Annotated in this window: 18 protein-coding genes and 1 pseudogene; 8 read left to right on the top strand and 11 right to left on the bottom strand. The window is 71.9% G+C overall.

All coding sequences use genetic code 11. From position 1 onward, the window contains the following. Positions 1–52 precede the first annotated feature (52 nt). Positions 53–1,555, top strand: a complete 1,503-nt coding sequence (locus JSQ78_RS10485; protein WP_211447437.1) for a SulP family inorganic anion transporter — start codon at positions 53–55, stop codon at positions 1,553–1,555. A gap of 46 nt (positions 1,556–1,601) precedes the next feature. Here the strand turns inward: JSQ78_RS10485 and JSQ78_RS13910 are convergent, their stop codons facing one another. The 3 genes from JSQ78_RS13910 to mgtE all read right to left on the bottom strand — a co-directional run bounded on the left by JSQ78_RS13910 (position 1,602) and on the right by mgtE (position 3,722). After that, positions 1,602–1,850: a PIN domain-containing protein gene (locus JSQ78_RS13910; protein WP_249295629.1), complete on the bottom strand. Its 249-nt coding sequence runs from the start codon at positions 1,848–1,850 to the stop codon at positions 1,602–1,604. A 149-nt stretch (positions 1,851–1,999) separates the two neighbouring features. Then, positions 2,000–2,251 (bottom strand): type II toxin-antitoxin system Phd/YefM family antitoxin, encoded by a 252-nt coding sequence (locus JSQ78_RS10495; protein ID WP_211447438.1) that lies wholly within the window; start codon positions 2,249–2,251, stop codon positions 2,000–2,002. A 97-nt stretch (positions 2,252–2,348) separates the two neighbouring features. Beyond that, entirely contained in the window at positions 2,349–3,722 is a 1,374-nt protein-coding gene (gene mgtE / locus JSQ78_RS10500; RefSeq protein ID WP_211447440.1) for a magnesium transporter, read from the bottom strand. A gap of 163 nt (positions 3,723–3,885) precedes the next feature. Between mgtE and JSQ78_RS10505 the strand changes: the two genes are divergently transcribed. From JSQ78_RS10505 to JSQ78_RS10525, 5 genes and pseudogenes are all read left to right on the top strand, one after another. Continuing rightward, the gene (locus JSQ78_RS10505; RefSeq protein ID WP_211447441.1) at positions 3,886–4,413 is read left to right on the top strand and encodes an HNH endonuclease; all 528 of its coding nucleotides are present in this window, start codon (positions 3,886–3,888) and stop codon (positions 4,411–4,413) included. Positions 4,414–4,501: 88 nt separating this feature from the next. Then, a pseudogene (locus JSQ78_RS10510) lies at positions 4,502–5,203 on the top strand (alcohol dehydrogenase catalytic domain-containing protein); the annotation flags it as partial. Positions 5,204–5,231: 28 nt separating this feature from the next. Then, entirely contained in the window at positions 5,232–5,702 is a 471-nt protein-coding gene (locus tag JSQ78_RS10515) for a transporter substrate-binding domain-containing protein (protein WP_249295631.1), read from the top strand. Then, positions 5,699–6,706 (top strand): cation diffusion facilitator family transporter, encoded by a 1,008-nt coding sequence (locus tag JSQ78_RS10520; RefSeq protein ID WP_211447443.1) that lies wholly within the window; start codon positions 5,699–5,701, stop codon positions 6,704–6,706. Before JSQ78_RS10515 ends, JSQ78_RS10520 begins: the two co-directional genes overlap by 4 nt. A 36-nt stretch (positions 6,707–6,742) precedes the next feature. Next, complete coding sequence (locus JSQ78_RS10525; protein WP_211447444.1) at positions 6,743–7,420, top strand: DNA alkylation repair protein; 678 nt, start codon at positions 6,743–6,745, stop codon at positions 7,418–7,420. Positions 7,421–7,423: 3 nt separating this feature from the next. On the opposite strand, the gene nhaA is transcribed toward JSQ78_RS10525, so the two are convergent. The 3 genes from nhaA to JSQ78_RS10540 all read right to left on the bottom strand — a co-directional run bounded on the left by nhaA (position 7,424) and on the right by JSQ78_RS10540 (position 11,068). Then, positions 7,424–8,683 carry a Na+/H+ antiporter NhaA gene (gene nhaA, locus JSQ78_RS10530; protein WP_249295633.1) on the bottom strand — a complete coding sequence of 420 codons (1,260 nt, stop codon included), beginning with the start codon at positions 8,681–8,683 and terminating at the stop codon, positions 7,424–7,426. 124 nt (positions 8,684–8,807) lie between these two features. Further along, complete coding sequence (locus JSQ78_RS10535) at positions 8,808–9,770, bottom strand: glycosyltransferase family 2 protein (protein WP_211447446.1); 963 nt, start codon at positions 9,768–9,770, stop codon at positions 8,808–8,810. A gap of 11 nt (positions 9,771–9,781) precedes the next feature. Next, positions 9,782–11,068, bottom strand: coding sequence for a M18 family aminopeptidase (locus JSQ78_RS10540; RefSeq protein WP_211447448.1), 1,287 nt, complete (start codon positions 11,066–11,068; stop codon positions 9,782–9,784). 117 nt (positions 11,069–11,185) lie between these two features. Here JSQ78_RS10540 and JSQ78_RS10545 point away from each other — a divergent pair, with 117 nt between their 5' ends. Continuing rightward, entirely contained in the window at positions 11,186–11,752 is a 567-nt protein-coding gene (locus JSQ78_RS10545) for a dihydrofolate reductase family protein (RefSeq protein WP_211447450.1), read from the top strand. Between the two features lie 110 nt (positions 11,753–11,862). On the opposite strand, the gene JSQ78_RS10550 is transcribed toward JSQ78_RS10545, so the two are convergent. Further along, positions 11,863–12,690 carry a class I SAM-dependent methyltransferase gene (locus JSQ78_RS10550; RefSeq protein WP_211447451.1) on the bottom strand — a complete coding sequence of 276 codons (828 nt, stop codon included), beginning with the start codon at positions 12,688–12,690 and terminating at the stop codon, positions 11,863–11,865. A 131-nt stretch (positions 12,691–12,821) separates the two neighbouring features. Here JSQ78_RS10550 and JSQ78_RS10555 point away from each other — a divergent pair, with 131 nt between their 5' ends. After that, positions 12,822–13,589: a winged helix-turn-helix transcriptional regulator gene (locus JSQ78_RS10555; protein ID WP_211447452.1), complete on the top strand. Its 768-nt coding sequence runs from the start codon at positions 12,822–12,824 to the stop codon at positions 13,587–13,589. A gap of 208 nt (positions 13,590–13,797) precedes the next feature. Here the strand turns inward: JSQ78_RS10555 and JSQ78_RS10560 are convergent, their stop codons facing one another. From JSQ78_RS10560 to JSQ78_RS10575, 4 genes are all read right to left on the bottom strand, one after another. Then, positions 13,798–14,067 carry a ribbon-helix-helix domain-containing protein gene (locus JSQ78_RS10560; RefSeq protein ID WP_211447453.1) on the bottom strand — a complete coding sequence of 90 codons (270 nt, stop codon included), beginning with the start codon at positions 14,065–14,067 and terminating at the stop codon, positions 13,798–13,800. A 66-nt stretch (positions 14,068–14,133) separates the two neighbouring features. Then, positions 14,134–14,565: a LapA family protein gene (locus JSQ78_RS10565; protein ID WP_211447454.1), complete on the bottom strand. Its 432-nt coding sequence runs from the start codon at positions 14,563–14,565 to the stop codon at positions 14,134–14,136. Positions 14,566–14,725: 160 nt separating this feature from the next. Next, positions 14,726–14,962, bottom strand: coding sequence for a putative acetyltransferase (locus tag JSQ78_RS10570; RefSeq protein ID WP_211447455.1), 237 nt, complete (start codon positions 14,960–14,962; stop codon positions 14,726–14,728). 22 nt (positions 14,963–14,984) lie between these two features. Beyond that, positions 14,985–16,490 (bottom strand): SDR family NAD(P)-dependent oxidoreductase, encoded by a 1,506-nt coding sequence (locus JSQ78_RS10575; protein WP_502756124.1) that lies wholly within the window; start codon positions 16,488–16,490, stop codon positions 14,985–14,987. Between the last annotated feature and the right edge of the window lie 171 nt (positions 16,491–16,661).

Consider the following 16,661-nt stretch of genomic DNA (forward strand, 5'->3'; position numbering starts at 1 on the left):
GTCGCCGCGCATCCGTTTCCTGGCGCGCCCCAGCGTGCCGCCGAGGAGCCCCATGGCCACCACCGCCCCCGGCGCCCGCGAGCGCTACCGCGACGACCCATCCGTCGTCACCGTGCTGCGCACGCCGCGACTGCTCACGCGCGAGGTGCTCGCGGGGCTCGTGGTGGCGCTCGCGCTGATCCCCGAGTCGATCGCGTTCTCGGTGATCGCGGGCGTCGACCCGCGCGTCGGCCTCTTCTCGTCGTTCGTGATGGCCGTCTCGATCGCGTTCCTCGGTGGCCGGCCCGCGATGATCTCTGCCGCGACCGGCGCCGTCGCGCTCGTCATCGCCCCGATCATGCGCGAGCACGGCTTCGACTACTTCATCGCCACGGTGATCCTCGCCGGCATCATGCAGGTGCTGCTCGGCGTCGCGGGCGTCGCGAAGCTCATGCGCTTCATCCCGCGCAGCGTCATGGTCGGGTTCGTCAACGCGCTCGCGATCCTCGTGCTGCTCGCGCAGCTGCCGCACCTCATCGGCGTGCCGTGGCTCGTCTACCCGCTCGTCGCGGTCGGGCTCGTCATCATCGTGCTCTGGCCACGCGTCACGAAGGCCGTGCCGGCGCCGCTCATCGCCATCATCGTGCTGACGGCCGCCGTCGCGATCTTCGGCTTGGCCGTGCCGACCGTCGGCGATCAGGGCGAGCTGCCCGAGAGCCTCCCGTCGCTGTTCGTGCCGGATGTGCCGCTCACGCTCGAGACGCTCGGCATCATCGGTCCGACCGCGTTCGCGATGGCGCTCGTCGGCCTCATGGAGTCGCTGCTGACGGCCAAGCTCGTCGACGACGTCACCGACACGCGCTCCGACAAGACGCGCGAGTCGTGGGGCCAGGGCGTCGCGAACGTGCTCTCGGGCCTCTTCGGCGGCATGGGCGGCTGCGCGATGATCGGCCAGACGATGATCAACGTCAAGGTCTCGGGCGCCCGCTCGCGCCTCTCGACGTTCCTCGCCGGCGTCTTCCTGCTCGTGCTCGTCGTCTCGCTCGGTGATGTCGTCGCGATGATCCCGATGGCCGCGCTCGTCGCGGTGATGATCATGGTCGTCTGGGCGACGTTCGACTGGCACAGCGTGCGGCCGTCGACGCTGCGCCGCATGCCGCTGTCGGAGACGCTCGTCATGGTGACGACGGTCGCGGTCGTCGTCGTGACCGAGAACCTCGCGATCGGCGTCATCGTCGGCGTCGTCGTCGCGATGGTGCTCTTCGCCCGCCGGGTCGCGCACTTCGCGACCGTGACGCGGACTGTGACGGATGCGTCGGCCCACTACGCCGTGGAGGGCGAGCTGTTCTGGGCCTCGTCGAACGACCTGACGACGCAGTTCTCCTACGTCGACGACCCTCAGCGCGTGGTGATCGACCTCTCGCGCTCGCACATCTGGGATGCGTCGACCGTCGCCGCGCTCGACGCGATCGAGACGAAGTACGCCCGGCTCGGCAAGACGGTCGAGCTGCACGGGCTCAATGCCGCGTCGACGAAGATGCACGGTCGGATGACGGGGCAGCTCGGCGGCGAGTGAGCCGCACGGCGGTCGATCACGCGATGGTCGATCACGCGATGGTCGATCACGCGACCGGGTCGAAGGTCCGCAGGCCGAGCTCTCGTGCGACGGCGTCCATGGTGACATCGTGCGTGACGACGATGGGGTCTCGTCCGATGGCGAGGGCGCTCGCGAGGTGAATGGCGTCGAGCGTCTTGACGTGAGGCACGATCGCCTCAGCTTGCTGCAGGATCCCCTCTGAGAGCGGCACCAGGCTGAGGCCGACCAAGAGGCGGTCGCGCTCGCTGCCCGGAATCCCTTCGCGGCGCAGCACTCGCGTCAGCTCGGTGCGCAGGATCCGAGACGAGACGAGGTCGACCGACTCGTCGCGGTCCGCGGCCTCGATTCATGCAGCGGCCTTCACGCTGTGGCCGAGCAGCGCGTGCACCGCCACCGAGGTGTCGAGGTAGTACCAGCCGCCGCTCACCATGCGCGGTCGAGGTCGTCGAGCAGCGCTTCGACCGTCGGGGCCGAGCGCAGCTCGTGCGGCTCTCGCCCCGTCAGCTGCATGCCGCCGGGCCGCGGCGCAGGAATCAGCGCGATCGCCTCGTCGGGGGGAAGGATGCGGCCGACCTCCCGACCGTGGCGGGTGATCCGGTAGGTCTCGCCCGCCGCGACCTCGGCGAGCATGACCGCGGGGTTCTGCCGCAGCTCGCCGACCGAGATCGTCTTCATACGGTCAAGGTAGGCGGTTTGTCTACCCATGTCCACGATCGCATCGGGGCGCTGGGGCGCGGGCGCCGAGATCCTGACGGGGGCCGCCGCTCGGCGGCTACAGCCCGAGCACCGCTCGCGCGATGAGGAAGTAGACGACGAGGCCCGCGGCATCCACGAACGTCGTGATGAACGGGTTCGAGAAGACCGCCGGATCGACGCGGATCGCCTTCCCGACGAGCGGCATGACGCCGCCGACCGACGCCGCGAGTGTGCAGATGCACAGCAGCGTGAGGCCGATCACGGCGCCGATGCCCGGACCGTAGAAGAGCGAGGCGACCGCGAAGCCCGCGCCGCCCAGCACGACGCCGAGGCTGAGCCCCGTGCGCGACTCCCGAGCGAGGACGGCGAGGATGTCGCGCGGCGTGACGTCGCCGAGCGCGAGCGCGCGAGTGACGGTCGTCGCCGCCTGGTTGCCGGTGTTGCCGCCCGTGCCGATCAGCAGCGGGATGAAGACCGACAGGACGACCATCTGCGCGATGGTCTCCTCGAAGCCCTCGAGCACCTGCACCGTGAGCGTCGCGCCGATCGCGAGCACGAAGAGCCAGACGACGCGCGAGATCACGAGCTTCCGCACGGGCGTCGACAGGTAGGGGCGGCGCAGCGGCTCGGATCCCGCCGACCTGGCCACGTCCTCGCTCTCCGCGTCCTCGAGCAGGCTCAGGGCATCCTCGACCGTGAGGATCCCGACCGCGCGCCCCTCCGCGTCGACGATCGGCAGCGCGAGCAGCTTCCGGTCGGCGCAGCGGCGGGCGGCGAGCTCCGCCGATTCCGTGACGGTCGCGGCATCGGCCTCGAGGTCGGCGGGCCGCATGATGCTCGCGATCGGCGAGTCCTCTGCGGCGCCGAGCACGTCGCGGAGCGCGACGGTGCCGATGAGCCGCCGCTCGTCGTCGACCACGAGCATCGTGTAGACGGTCTCGGCGTCGGCGAGGCGCGCTCGCACGCGCTCGAGCGCTTCGGCCACAGGGTCGTCGGCGCGCAGCACGATGATCTGGGAGCTCATGTGGCGGCCGATCGAACGCGCCGGGTAGCCGAGCACGACCGACGTGCGCGTCCGCTCGTCGTCGGGCAGTGCTCGCACGAGACGGCTGGCGACCGACGCGGGGAGCTCGTCGAGCAGCACCGCGCGGTCCTCCGGGTCGAGCTCGCCGAACATGTCGGTGACCTCGACCTCGTGCAGCCCTTGCACGACGTCGGCCTGCACCGCGGGGTCGAGCCGGTCGAACACCTCGATCGCGAGCGACTTGGGCAGCACCCGGAAGACCACCGCGCGGTCGCGGAAGGAGAGCCGCTCGAGCACGGCGATCAGCTCGCGGGCGGGCATCGCGGCGGCGTCCTCTGCAAGCGCCGTCAGCTTCCCCTCCCGCACGAGGCGGCGGAGCCGACGGGTCGATGCGTCGTCGCTGCGGACCGACTCGGATCCAGCCATCGCGCCCCTCCTCGTCACGTCACGGAGCCGACCGCGGCGAGCGCGCTGCGCGGCGCCTGCCGCGGGGCCCGGTGCAGTCTACGGGCGGTTTGGCTCGGGTGCCGGTGAGCGGCCATGATCGAGTGCGCGCGACACCGAGGTCCGGACGCGGTGAGGGGATGCGGTGGACGCGATCGCATGGCAGGTGCTCGAGCTGTCGATCGAATGGCTCGCGCCGCACGCGTGGTGGATCATCGGCGCGATCGTCGCGGTCGCGGTGCTGCGGATGCCGCTGCTCACGCGAGCGCCGCTCACGCCTCGCCGCGACCCGTGGCGCACGTTCCGCTTCGGCCCTCGCGCTGCGGTGCTCGAGCGCGCCGGCGGTCGCTGCGAGGCGGCGCTCTTCTTCCTCGTCGGTCGCTGCGGCGCTCGGGCGACGCAGGTCGACCACATCATCCCGTGGTCGCGCGGCGGACCCACGATCGAGCGCAACGCGCAGGCGCTGTGCGCAGCGCACAACCGCTCCAAGGCCGCTCGCGTGCCGGCCTGGTGGTACATCGTGCGGCTCGAGCGCAGCCGTCGCGGCTACTTCCCCGAGGGGGCCGACGTGCGCGTGCTCGCACGGATGAGCGACGAGGACCGCGCCGCGCGACTCGCGCCCCGCGTGCCCGAGCCGGGCCGACGCATCCGCGCCTCGACGGGCGACCGGTGAGTGGATTCCCAGCCGCCACGCCTTGAAGCGGGCGCGGGCCCCTGCAACGCTGGCTCACCGATCCACCAGGAGGCGAGCCGATGCGAGGACCCGGGTCGGCACGACCTTCGGGCACGAGTTCATCGGCGTCATCGACGAGGTCGGCCCCTCGGTGCAGAGCCTCGAGGTCGGCGACCGCGTGATGGTGCCCGCCAACATCTCCTGCGGCTCGTGCTTCTACTGCGCCCGCGGGCTCTACTCGAACTGCCACAACGTCAACCCGAACGCCACCGCGGTCGGCGCGCTCTACGGCTACTCGCACACCACCGGCGGCTACGACGGCGGCCAGGCGGAGTTCGTGCGCGTGCCCTTCGCCGACGTCGGCCCGTCGGTGATCCCCGAGTGGATGGACGACGAGGATGCCGTGATGCTGACGGATGCGCTGGCCACCGGCTACTTCGGAGCCCAGCTGGGCGACATCGCCGAGGGCGACACCGTGGTCGTGTTCGGCGCCGGTCCGGTGGGGCTCTACGCCGCGAAGTCGGCGTGGTTCATGGGCGCGGCGCGCGTCATCGTCATCGACCACCTCGACTACCGGCTCGAGAAGGCCCGCACCTTCGCGCACGCCGAGACCTACAACTTCGTCGAGTACGACGACATCGTCGTGCACCTCAAGCGGATCACCGACAGGGTCGGCGCCGACGTCGCGATCGATGCGGTGGGGGCGGAGGCCGACGGCAGCTTCATCCAGCACGCGGGCGCTGCTGCGCAGCACGCGGTAGGCGCCCGGCTCCAGCCTGCTCTACGGTGGCGGGGCTACTGTCCGAACCATGGTGAGGATGCGGTTGGCGCTCGCGAGCGCGACGGTCGCGGCGCTCGCGCTGAGCGGGTGCGGCGCGCAGTTCCCCAACGACCCGGAGGGCACGCTCGACCGCGTGCGCGGCGACGTGCTGCGCGTCGGCGCCACGGAGCGCCGGCCCTACGTCGAGCTCGACGACGTCGACGAACCGACGGGCTCGGAGCCCGCGCTCGTCGAGCAGTTCGCCGAGCGGCTCGACGCCGACATCGCCTGGGAGACCGGCAGCGAGGCAGAGCTGGCCGACGCGCTCGAGCAGGGCGAGCTCGACCTCGTCATCGGCGGCTTCCTCGACGACACGCCCTGGAGCGAGTTCGGCGCCGCGACCCGCCCCTACCTCGAGGCGCCCGCCGCCGACGGCACGGTCGAGAAGCACATCATGCTCGCTCCGCTCGGCGAGAACGCGTTCCTCGTCGAGCTCGAGACCTTCCTGCATGAGGAGACGGGACGATGAAGGCGCGCACCGACCGCTTCGGCCGCACGGAGCTGCCCGAGCGCCAGCAGCAGGCGCTCAAGCGCGCGATCCGCATCGAGTGGTTCACGCTGCTGTTCCTCGCCGTCGCGATCACGCTCGTGTTCCTCGTCATGGGCAGCTCGCAGGCGATGAAGGCCGCCTGGATCGAGGACCTGCTCTCGCTCGCGCCGCCGATCGCGTTCCTGCTCGCCGTGCGGCTCGTCAACAAGACGCCGACGAGGAAGTACCCCTACGGCTATCACCGCTCGGTGGGCGTCGCGCACCTCGTGGCGGGCGTCGCGCTGTTCACGATGGGCGCGTTCCTCATCTACGACTCGATCTCGGGGCTCATCCTCGCCGAGCACCCGCCGATCGGCACCGTCGTGATCTTCGACCAGCAGTTGTGGCTCGGCTGGCTCATGATGCTCGTGATGGCGCTCACCATCCCGCTGCCGATCTACTTCGGCAGGGTGAAGATGAAGCTCGCCGAAGAGCTGCACGACAAGGTGCTCTACGCCGACGCCGACATGAACAAGGCCGACTGGATGACCGCGGCGGGCTCGATCGTCGGCGTCGCGGGCATCGGGCTCGGGCTCTGGTGGGCCGACTCTGCGGCCGCGCTCTTCATCGCCGCGAGCATCCTGTGGGACGGCGTCAAGAACATGAAGGCGGCGATCACCGACCTCATGGACACGCGCGCGACGACCTTCGACGACGACGAACCGCATCCCGATGCCGCCGAGATCGACGACTACCTGCGCGGCCTGCCGTGGGTGGCGGAGGCCGGTTCGCGCGTGCGCGACCAGGGCCACGTCTTCCACGTCGAGTCGTTCGTCGTGCCGCGGCACGGCATGCAGCCGACGCTGCAGCAGCTCCTCGACGCGCGGGACGGCTGCATCGACCTCGACTGGAAGATCCAGGACATCGTCGTCGTCCCGATCGACGAGCTGCCGGAGGAGGTCGGCGGTCCGAGCGCGAGCCACCAGTCGGAGCGCAACCGCTGAGCCGGCTCTCGTCCTAGGCTTGCCGGGGAGGCCACGATGTCCGAGACCGTCCCAGAGCTGCTCGCCGAGCTCGCCACCCTGGAAGACCCGCGCATGCGCGAGGTCAACGAGCGCCACGGCGACGATCACGGCGTCAACCTCGGCACGCTGCGCGCGATCGCCAAGCGCCTGAAGACGCAGCACGAGCTCGCCCTCGAGCTGTGGGCGACCGACGACACGGCAGCCCGGCTGCTCGCGCTGCTCATCTGCCGCCCGAAGTCGTTCTCGCGCGACGAGCTCGACGCGATGCTGCGCGAAGCCAGGGCCCCGAAGGTGCACGACTGGCTCGTCAACTACGTCGTGAAGAAGCATCCGGATGCCGAGGCGCTGCGCCTCGCGTGGCTCGGAGACGCGGATGCGGTGGTCGCGAGCGCGGGATGGGCACTGACGAGCGATCGCGTCGTCAAGCGTCCCGAGGGGCTCGACCTCGCCAGCGTGCTCGACACGATCGAGGCGGAGCTGCGCGATGCGCCTGACCGGCTGCAGTGGGAGATGAACACGACGCTCGCGCAGGTCGGCATCTCGCATCCCGAGCACCGCGCGCGGGCGCTCGCGATCGGCGAGCGCCTCGAAGTGCTGAAGGACTACCCGACCCCGCCGAACTGCACGTCGCCGTTCGCGCCCACGTGGATCGCCGAGATCGTGCGGCGGCAGGAGGCTGCTGCGGCCCGCTGACGGTCAGTCGCCGATCCGCGCCTGCTGCGAGTCGGGGATGCCATCCGCGTTCTCGTCGATGCTGCGGGCGCGGCGCGCGTCCCAGCGCAGCAGGGGTGCGGCGAGCAGCGCGGCGATACCGGAACCCATGAGCACGGCGAGCTTCGCGGCATCGGTGCGGGCGGCGTCGTCGAACGAGAGCTCGGTGATGAGCAGCGAGACGGTGAAGCCGATGCCGGTGAGCAGGGCGACGGGCACGAGATCGCGGATGCCGATGCCGTCGGGCAGCCGCAGCGGCGTCAGTCGGGTGACGATCGCGGTGACGCCGAGCACGCCGAGCAGCTTGCCGAGCACGAGGCCCGCTGCGACGGCGAGCAGCACCGGCTGCGCCGCGAGCTCGGCGAAGCCGCCGCCGTCGGCGACCGAGACGCCCGCGGAGCAGAACGCGAACACCGGCAGCGCGATCGCGGTCGACCATGGGCGCACGGCCGCCTCGTGGCGGTGCGTGCGCGACTCGCGCTCGCCGTAGAGGCGTTCCGCCGGCACGGTCGCGCCGAGCACGACGCCCGCGATCGTCGCGTGGACGCCCGACTCGTGCATGAGCCACCAGGCGACGAGGGCGATCGGGATGAGCACCCACGGTGTGCTGAACCGGCTGCGCACGAGCAGCGCGAACGCCGTGACGGCGAGGGCCGCGCCGAGCAGCGCGAACAGCTGCACGGCCGCGGTGTAGAAGACGGCGATCACGACGATCGCGAGCAGGTCGTCGACGACCGCGAGCGTCAGCAGGAAGGTGCGCAGGCCGACCGGCAGCCCGCGACCGAAGATCGCGAGCACCGCGAGCGCGAAGGCGATGTCGGTCGCGGCCGGGATCGCCCAGCCGCTCAGCGCCGCCGGGTCGCCCGCCACGAGCACGACGCTGACGTAGACGACCGCGGGCAGCGCCATCCCGCCGATCGCGGCGAGCACCGGCACGGCGGCGCGCTTCGGATCGCGGAGGCTCCCAGCGACGATCTCGTGCTTGAGCTCGACGCCGACGACGTAGAAGAAGACCGCGAGCAGCCCATCCGCCGCCCACGCGGCCACGCTCAGATCGAGGTGCAGCGCCGCGGGACCGACGCGCAGCTCCATGAGGGATGCGTACGACTCGCGCCACGGCGAGTTCGCCCAGATGAGCGCGGCGGCAGCGGCGACGAGCAGCAGCACGCCGCTCGTCGTCTCGAGTCGCAGCGCTTGCGCGATGCGCGCGCGGCGCGCGCCGGTGGGTGTGCGGGTGGGCTCCACGGGGCTCCTCTCGACGCCGCCGAGCCTCGTGCCCGGCGGCACGCCGACCAGGCTTCCCGGCACACCAGCTGCCAGGGTACGGCAAGCGCCGTCCTGCGGGCTGGATGTCGCCGGTCGCTCCTCGCTAGCGCTGGGCGCGCCCACCCGCGAGCGCGTGCCGCGACGAGGCTGCGGCGTGCAGCCTGCCGCCCGCATAGGGCACGCCGCCGAGCAGGCGCCAGCCGAGCGCGAGCCACGCCGCGACCGCGCGCTCCGCGACCCATGCCGGCGCCCACAGCGCCGCGGTCGGGCGGTACACGCCCCGCCCGCCCGCGGCTCGGCGGCCGCGCTCCGCGACGGCGACCGCGGCGGCCGCCCACAGCAGGTAGCCGAGGGGGCGCCGCGCCTGCAGCAGCAGCGCCGGCAGCAGCGCGAGCTCTGCTGCGAGCCGGGCCGGCTGCGCGAGAGAGTCGTACGCCTGCCGGATGCGCTGCGACCGGAAGTGCGCGGGCGTCGGCGGGCGGCGCTCGACGTAGAGGTCCTTCGCCCACTCGACGCGGCCGCCGCGCGCCTCGACCGTGCGCAGCAGCTCGAGGTTCTCGAACAGCACGTCGCCGCGGTAGCCGTCGGCGGCGAGCTCGCGCCGCACGACGAGCGTGCCGGGATAGTCGGCGCCGAGCGCGCGGTTGATGAGCGAGCGGGCAGTGTCCCAGCGCGCGTGCCAGGGGAGCGGCCGGAAGTGGTTCTGTGGCGCGACGATGCCCGCGCGGCCGAGCCGGCCCACCGCATCCGCCAGTGCCGCCTCGGAGTAGCGCACGTCGTCATCGGCGATCACGATGCGCGGCTGGTCGGTCGCCTCGATGCCGGTGAGCACACCCGCGACCTTGCCGTTGGGCGTCACGCGGTCGGGTCGGATGTGGCGCACGAGCGGCGACCACGCCCGGCGGTGCTCGGCGAAGACCGGCTCGGCGGAGCCGTCGACGACGACGACGTCGGCCCAGTCGCGCAGCCGCTCCAGATACGCGCTGAGCTCGGCGCGCTCGCGGCGGGAGGTTGCCGCATCCCAGCGCAGCGGCAGGATGTAGTCGACGCCCGTCCGCTGGCCCACCGGCGCTCGGCTCAGATCTCGGTGCCCGAGAAGAACGCCTCGGCGACCCTCGCGAGGTCGAAGAGGTCGCTCACGCCCGCGAGCTCGCGCGCCGAGTGCATCGACAGGATCGGGATGCCGACGTCGACCGTGCGGATGCCGAGCCGCGTCGCGGTGATCGGCCCGATCGTCGAGCCGCACGGCACGGTGTTGTTCGAGACGAACGCCTGCGATCGCACGCCCGCCGCAGCGCACCAGCCGTGCCACGCGGCGGCGCCCGCGCCATCGGTCGCGTAGCGCTGGTTGGCGTTGATCTTCAGGATCGGCCCTGAGCCGAGCAGCGGCTGCACGATCGGGTCGTGCTTCTCGGGGAAGTTCGGGTGCACCGAGTGACCGACATCGCTCGAGACGCACCACGACGACGCGAGCGCGCGCATCCGCTCGCCGCGGTCGCCGCCGAGCGCGAGGCCGATGCGCTCGAGCACATCCTCGAGGAAGGGACCGGCCGCGCCCGAGCGTGTCGCCGAGCCGATCTCCTCGTGGTCGAAGACCGCGAGCACCGGGATGTGGTCGCCGTCGAAGCCGTCGGCGGCCCTCGCGAGCGCGACGACGCCCGCGTGCACGCTCGCGAGGTCGTCGAGGCGGCCGGCGGCGAAGAAGACGTGGTCCTTGCCGAAGAGGGCACCGCGGGCGGCATCGGCGGTCGTGAGGTCGTAGCCGCGGATGCGGCTCGCGTCGATGCCGGCGGATGCTGCGAGCTCGGCGAGCAGGTCGGCCGACTCGGGTGCGCCCAGGCCCCACACCGGCTGCGTGTGCGCCTGCTTGTCGAGCGTCAAGCCGTCGTTCGCGGCGCGGTCGAGGTGGATCGCGAGCTGCGGCAGGCGCAGCAGCGCGCCGGAGTCGGCGAGGACCTCGGTGCCGTCGTCGAGCACGAGCCGACCGGCGAGGCGCAGCTCGCGGTCGAGCCACGAGTTGATGAGCGGCCCGCCGTAGACCTCGACACCGGCTTGCAGCCAGCCGAGCCGGCCGGTCGTCGGCTGCGGCTTAAGCTTGAAGCCGGGGGAGTCGCTGTGCGCGCCGAAGACCCGCACGGGCGTCGTCGCCGTCGCACCCTTCGGCACGACCCAGGCGATGACGGCGCCGTCGCGCACTACCAGGTGCTTGCCCGGGGTCTCGGACCACGCATCCGTCTCGTCGAGTGCGGTGAAGCCGGCCTCCTGGAGGCGTCGCGCGACCTCGGCGGCGGCGTGGAAGCTCGAGGGGGATGCGTCGACGAAGTCGGCGAGATCCTCGGCGTGGAAGACGGGTGCGTAGGGCACAGAACCTCCAGGTCAGGTGCTTTGAGCCTAGCCGCGGGCAGCCGACGGGTTGTCGCGCGCGGCATGGCGGCCTAGCGTCGGACGCGCGAGGTGCTGACCGAGGCGGAGGAGCTGACCGTGCAGACCCTGACCGTGGACTTCATCTGCTCGCTCGATGACTACGGCGCCGCCGAGGGATGGCCCGGCTGGTGGGGGATGGAGAGCCCCGAGTACCTGCGCTGGCTCGAGGAGTCGCCCGAGAAGGACGATCCGATCCTCATGGGTGCGACGACCTATCGGCTCATGTGGAGCCTGCTGCAGGGCGGCGAAGCCGGCACCGAGCAGCTGCTCGAGGTGCCGAAGCTCGTCTTCTCGTCGACCCTCACCGCGCCGCTCGAGTGGCCGAACAGCACGCCCGTGGCCGGCGACGCGGTCGCGGCGGTGCGCGACCTCAAGGAGGGATCGGCGCGTCCGCTCCGCACGCTCGGCAGCGTCGCGCTCTGCCGCTCGCTGCTCGCGTCCGGTCTCGTCGATCGCTACCGCGTCGTGCTCTTCCCCGTCATCACCGGCGCGAGCGGCCGCGATCGCATCTTCGACGGCTACCCCGACGTGCGGCTCGAGCTCGTCGAGAGCCGCGCGTTCGAGGGCGGGATGCAGCTGCTCGAGTACGTGCCGACGGTGCTCGACGGGCCGCCGGGCGTCTGAGCTGGCGGTCGCCGCGGCTGTCGATGCAGGTGTAGGGCGAGTCGCTCGAATGCGGAGCGCTTCGGAGCGACTCGCCCTACACCTGGCGTGAGACAAGCCAGCGGTGGGGGCTACCGCACCGTGCCCGTCGTCAGCAGGTACTCGAGCTGCACGAGATCGCCGTCGCGGTAGCGCTCGCCGAGCGCCTCGAGCTCGCGGTCGAGCTCGGCGACCCGCTCCGGCTGGTCGGCGATGCCGCGATAGGTGACGATCGTCGGGCCGTAGGTGCGCTTGAAGAAGTCGCGGAAGTCGGCACCGCTGCCGAAGCGGCGCACGTCGAGCAGCTCCTTGCGGAAGGTGAGCTCGACCCGCGCGCCGAGCAGCTCGCGGACGTGCGCCTCCGAGCCCCACAGCACCGCGGGCTGCGCTCCGGGCGGCGGCGCGGGCGCGAACGGCTTCATGATCGTGAACATCTCGCCGATGAAGCCCTCGGGCGTCCACGCGAGCAGTCCGATCCGGCCGCCGGGCCGCACGACGCGCACGAGCTCGCGCGCCGCCGCCTCGTGGAAGGGCGCGAACATGATGCCGACGCACGAGATGGCGACGTCGAACTCGTGCGTCCTGAACGGCAGGGCCTCCGCATCCGCCGCCTGCCACGTGATGTCGAGCCCGGAGTCGGCCGAGCGGGCGCGCCCCGCCTCGAGCAGCTCGGGCGTCAGGTCGCTCGCGACGACGCTCGCGCCGCGCTCGGCGGCGGGCACGGATGCGTTGCCGTCGCCCGCGGCGATGTCGAGCACGCGCTCGCCCGCCTGGATGTCGACGGCCTCGACGAGGCGCGGGCCGGTGGCGGGGATGACCTCGTGCGCGACGGCGGGGTAGTCGCCGAGCGCCCACATGGCGGCGTGCTTGGCCTTGATCTCCGAAGCGGACGTGGTGACCGCTGCAGCGATGGTGCTCATCTGTCGGGTGATCCTCTCTGATCGTTCGCGATCGGTGATCGCGGGCACGACTGTCCTCCGGCAGCGCGTCGCCATCCAGTGCTGGATCTGTACTGACCCCGGTGCTCGATCGGCACCGGATCACCCCTGGCGTGAGCGCCGCGACAGGCGTTCACGGGGTGCCGGATGCGGAGGCCGACATGAGTGGATATGGCCAGTTCTGCCCGGTCGCGAAGGCGATGGAGCTGCTCGACGAGCGGTGGACGCTGCTCATCATCCGCGAGCTGCTCGCCGGCTCGACGCGCTTCAACGACCTGCGCCGCGGCGTGCCGCACATGTCGCCGGCGCTGCTGTCGAAGCGGCTGCGGCGGCTCGAGCACGCGGGCCTCGTGCGGAAGCGCGTCGAGGGCACGCGCACCGACTACCGGCTCACGCAAGCGGCGGAGGAGCTGCGGCCGATCGTCGACGGGCTCGCCGCGTGGCGCGTGCGCTGGATCGGCGAGCTCGGGCAGGAGGACTTCGACCCGCACTTGCTGCTGTGGGACATGCGCCAGCAGATCGACGTCGAGGCTTGGCCGCGCCGTCGCACGGTCGTCGCGATGCGCTTCACCGACGTGCTGCCCGGCGCCTCGCAGTGGTGGCTCGTGTGCCACGAGGGCGATCTCGACCTCTGCGACTTCGATCCCGGCTTCGCGGTCGCGGCGACCGTGACGACGCGGCTGCCGGTCATGACGCGCATCTGGCGCGGCGACCGGTCGTGGCAGCACGCGCTCCGAGCGGAGGAGTTGCGCATCGACGGCGACGCGGATGCGGTCGGTCGCGTGCCCGGGTGGCTCGGCCAAGCGGGGTGGGCGTCCGTGCCGCGGCCGAGCGAGCGCGAGCTCGCGGCAGTGCGCGAGCCGGCGCTCGCCGGGATGTGAGGGTCGCCATGGTCACCGCCGTCGCACCCGACCGGCGCCGCCCGGCGCGCGGCTCGCGGGCACGGGATCCACGCCGATCATGAGCCAACGGCGAGGGTCGTCCTCGTCATCGAGAGGGCAAGAGTGGAGGACGTGCGCTGCGGCATGGAGCACGTCCGCGTCATCGAGACGATCGCGTCGGTAGTGCTTCCGTGCCGACTGATGAAGATCAGGCAAGGTGCGCCCACTCGCGCACCGCCGCCCGAATCGCGTCGGAGCGTGTGGCGATCCCCTCAGCCTCCGCGCGAGCGGATAACGCAGCGATGGTCGTGGCGTCGAGTCGTACCGGGACGACGATCCCGGGTCCGTCACCCACGGGCGGGCGACCGCGTCGGGGGCTCGGGAGCTTCGAAAGGTCGTAGCCCTCCTCCGCCTCGTCCGCCCACGACTGGATCTGCTCGTCCGACACCGGCTGGCCGTGAAGGAGGTGCTCGCTCATGCGCTTAGCGTATACGGAAAGGCTGGGATTCTGTGTACGGAATCCGGAAGGGGCCCCTACCCTGGGTCAGCGCAGCGCCTGCTTGATCTGCTCGCGCTCCTTCTCGAGCTTCCGCACCCGGCGGCTCACCTTGAAGAGGCGCACCGAGCCGAGCAGTGCCGTGATGAGCACGCCCGCGATCGCGGCGAAGAGCATCGCGACGCCGAGCGGCAGGCTGAAGTCGAGCCCGAGGAACGCGAAGTCGGCCGGCTCGTTGTTCTGCAGGATGAAGATGAGCAGCAGCACGAGGATGACCGTGCCGAGGATGAGCGCGAACCACGTCGCGCCCGAGATGCCCTGCCGCTGGTGGCCGTCGAGGGTCGGGTCGAGCCTGACCTCCTTCGGCTGGGCGGATGCGGTGGTCGAGCCGGTCGAGGACGCCTGCGTCTCGGCGCGGGCTGAGGTGGCGGGCACACTGCGCGGGGCGGGCGTCGTGGTCGGGTCCTGGTCGTCGGCCATGGCGGCTCTCCTTGCTCGCGGCTTGCGCTGGTGGGGACACGCTAGCCAGGTGAGGCTGAGATCCGGTGTGCGCGGCCGTGTCCGCCCGCGCTCCGCCGGCGGGCTCATGCTCGTCAACCGGTCTCCTGTGCACCCGACCGGATAGTCCGGCCGGCGGAACTCAGGGCCGGTCGCGCCGCGGGTGCCGCTCCGACGGCGGCGGCACCGTCTTCGCCGCGACGATGTCGGCGATCGCGATGACGACCTCGCCGCGACGGGTCGCGACCGTGCACGCGGCGTCACCGACGTGCACGAGCTCGCCGAGCGCATCCGTCGCCTTGTGGGTGTCGCCGTGCAGCCGGTAGCGCACGACGACGCGCGTGCCGATCGGCAGCGCGTGCAGCTCGGTGGGCGTCATCGGCACATCACCAGGAGCTGCATCACCACGAACCCGGCGCGTAGTCCTTCAGGAAGACGCCGAAGAGGTCCTCGCCCGCCTCGCCGCGCACGATCGGGTCGTAGACGCGCGCGGCGCCGTCGACGAGGTCGAGCGGGGCGTGGAAGCCCTCCTCGGCGAGCCGCACCTTCGTGAAGTGCGGGCGCTCGTCGGTGATCCAGCCCGTGTCGACGGCGGTCATGAGGATGCCGTCGCTCTCGAACATCTCGCGGGCGCTCGTGCGGGTGAGCATGTTGAGCGCGGCCTTCGCCATGTTCGTGTGCGGGTGGCCGGGGCCCTTGTAGCCGCGGCCGAAGACGCCCTCCATCGCCGAGACGTTCACGATGTACGTGCGGCGCGCGGCGGAGGCGGCGAGCGATGCGCGCAGCCGCGAGACGAGCAGGAACGGCGCCGTCATGTTGGCGAGCTGCACCTCGAGCATCTCGAGCGGCTCGACCTGGTCGACGTGCTGCGTCCACGAGTTCACGTGCGCCTCGTCGGGCAGCAGGCCGCCCGCGTCGATCGCGGTGCCCGCCGCGAGCCGCTCGAGCGACGACGAGCCGGCGGCCATCGCCTGCTGCGAGAGCTCCTCGGCCGTCACGGCGGCGCTCGCGAGGATCGGGTGGCTCGCGACCGAGGCCGCGAGGGCGAGCGGATGCGCGTCGTTCGTGTGGCCGAACGTCACGAGCTCGGGGAGCCGGCCGCCGTTGGGAGCAGACACCGGCAGCGGCGCGAGCTCCGCCTCGACGAGCGGCGCGTAGGCGCCCGCCGAGCGGCGCACCGTCTGGGCCGCGTTGTTGATCAGGATGTCGAGCGGACCGGCGGCGGCGACCTCCTCGGCGAGCCCGATGACCTGCGCCGGGTCGCGCAGGTCGATGCCGACGACCTTGAGCCTGCCGAGCCACTCGCCCGAGTCGGGCATCGCCGAGAACCGACGCACCGCATCCCGCGGGAACCGCGTCGTGATCGTCGTGTGCGCGCCGTCGCGCAGCAGCCGCAGCGCGATGTGCATGCCGATCTTCGCGCGGCCGCCCGTGAGCAGCGCGCGCTTGCCGGTGAGGTCGGTGCGGGCGTCGCGCTTCGCGTGGCTCATCGCCGCGCAGTCGGGGCAGAGCTGGTGGTAGAAGGAGTCGACGACCGTGTACTGCTGCTTGCAGATGTAGCAGCCGCGCGAGCGGAGGAGCGTGCCGGCGGTGGGGGATGCGCTGCGGGTCTCGAGCGGGATCCCGCGCGTCTCGTCGTCGATGCGGTCGGGCGCGCCGGTGGCGGTCTTCGCGACGACCGCGCGATCGGCGGCCTGGATGCGCGCGTGCTTCGCCTTGCGGCTCGCGAGCTTGACCTCCTTGAACATGTTCGCCGTGGCCTGCCGGACGGCGACGTAGTGGGGGTCGTCGCGGTCCATGCGGTGGAGCGTCTCGAGCACGCGGAGCGTGGTGGCGACGTCGTCGGCGGAGAGCGTCTCGGGGGCGTCTGCGGGCGCGCCGGAGGGAGCCGGATCGTGGGGGAGCACAGGACAGTCTACCGAGGCCGCATCCGTGTGCACGGTGCTGCGCCAGCCGCCCGCCGCAGGCCGCAAGAGCGTGCACATCGTTCCGCGCGTCGTCGCTTCCCTCGCGAGCTTGTGCACGCTGTTGCGGCCTGCGCGCCCGCCGAGCCGCATGAAGGTGCACATTGTCCGCGA

The organism is Agrococcus sp. Marseille-Q4369 (assembly GCF_018308945.1).
GTDB lineage: Bacteria > Actinomycetota > Actinomycetes > Actinomycetales > Microbacteriaceae > Agrococcus.

Excerpts from the sequence above, each read along its gene's own strand:
- mgtE (WP_211447440.1), bottom strand. The coding sequence starts at position 3,722 with ATGGCTGGATCCGAGTCGGTCCGCAGCGACGACGCATCGACCCGTCGG.
- JSQ78_RS10570 (WP_211447455.1), bottom strand. The coding sequence starts at position 14,962 with ATGACGCCCACCGAGCTGCACGCGCTGCCGATCGGCACGCGCGTCGTC.
- JSQ78_RS10550 (WP_211447451.1), bottom strand. The coding sequence starts at position 12,690 with ATGAGCACCATCGCTGCAGCGGTCACCACGTCCGCTTCGGAGATCAAG.
- JSQ78_RS10485 (WP_211447437.1), top strand. The coding sequence starts at position 53 with ATGGCCACCACCGCCCCCGGCGCCCGCGAGCGCTACCGCGACGACCCA.
- JSQ78_RS10520 (WP_211447443.1), top strand. The coding sequence starts at position 5,699 with ATGAAGGCGCGCACCGACCGCTTCGGCCGCACGGAGCTGCCCGAGCGC.
- JSQ78_RS10515 (WP_249295631.1), top strand. The coding sequence starts at position 5,232 with ATGCGGTTGGCGCTCGCGAGCGCGACGGTCGCGGCGCTCGCGCTGAGC.
- JSQ78_RS10565 (WP_211447454.1), bottom strand. The coding sequence starts at position 14,565 with ATGGCCGACGACCAGGACCCGACCACGACGCCCGCCCCGCGCAGTGTG.
- JSQ78_RS10560 (WP_211447453.1), bottom strand. The coding sequence starts at position 14,067 with ATGAGCGAGCACCTCCTTCACGGCCAGCCGGTGTCGGACGAGCAGATC.
- JSQ78_RS10525 (WP_211447444.1), top strand. The coding sequence starts at position 6,743 with ATGTCCGAGACCGTCCCAGAGCTGCTCGCCGAGCTCGCCACCCTGGAA.
- JSQ78_RS10495 (WP_211447438.1), bottom strand. The coding sequence starts at position 2,251 with ATGAAGACGATCTCGGTCGGCGAGCTGCGGCAGAACCCCGCGGTCATG.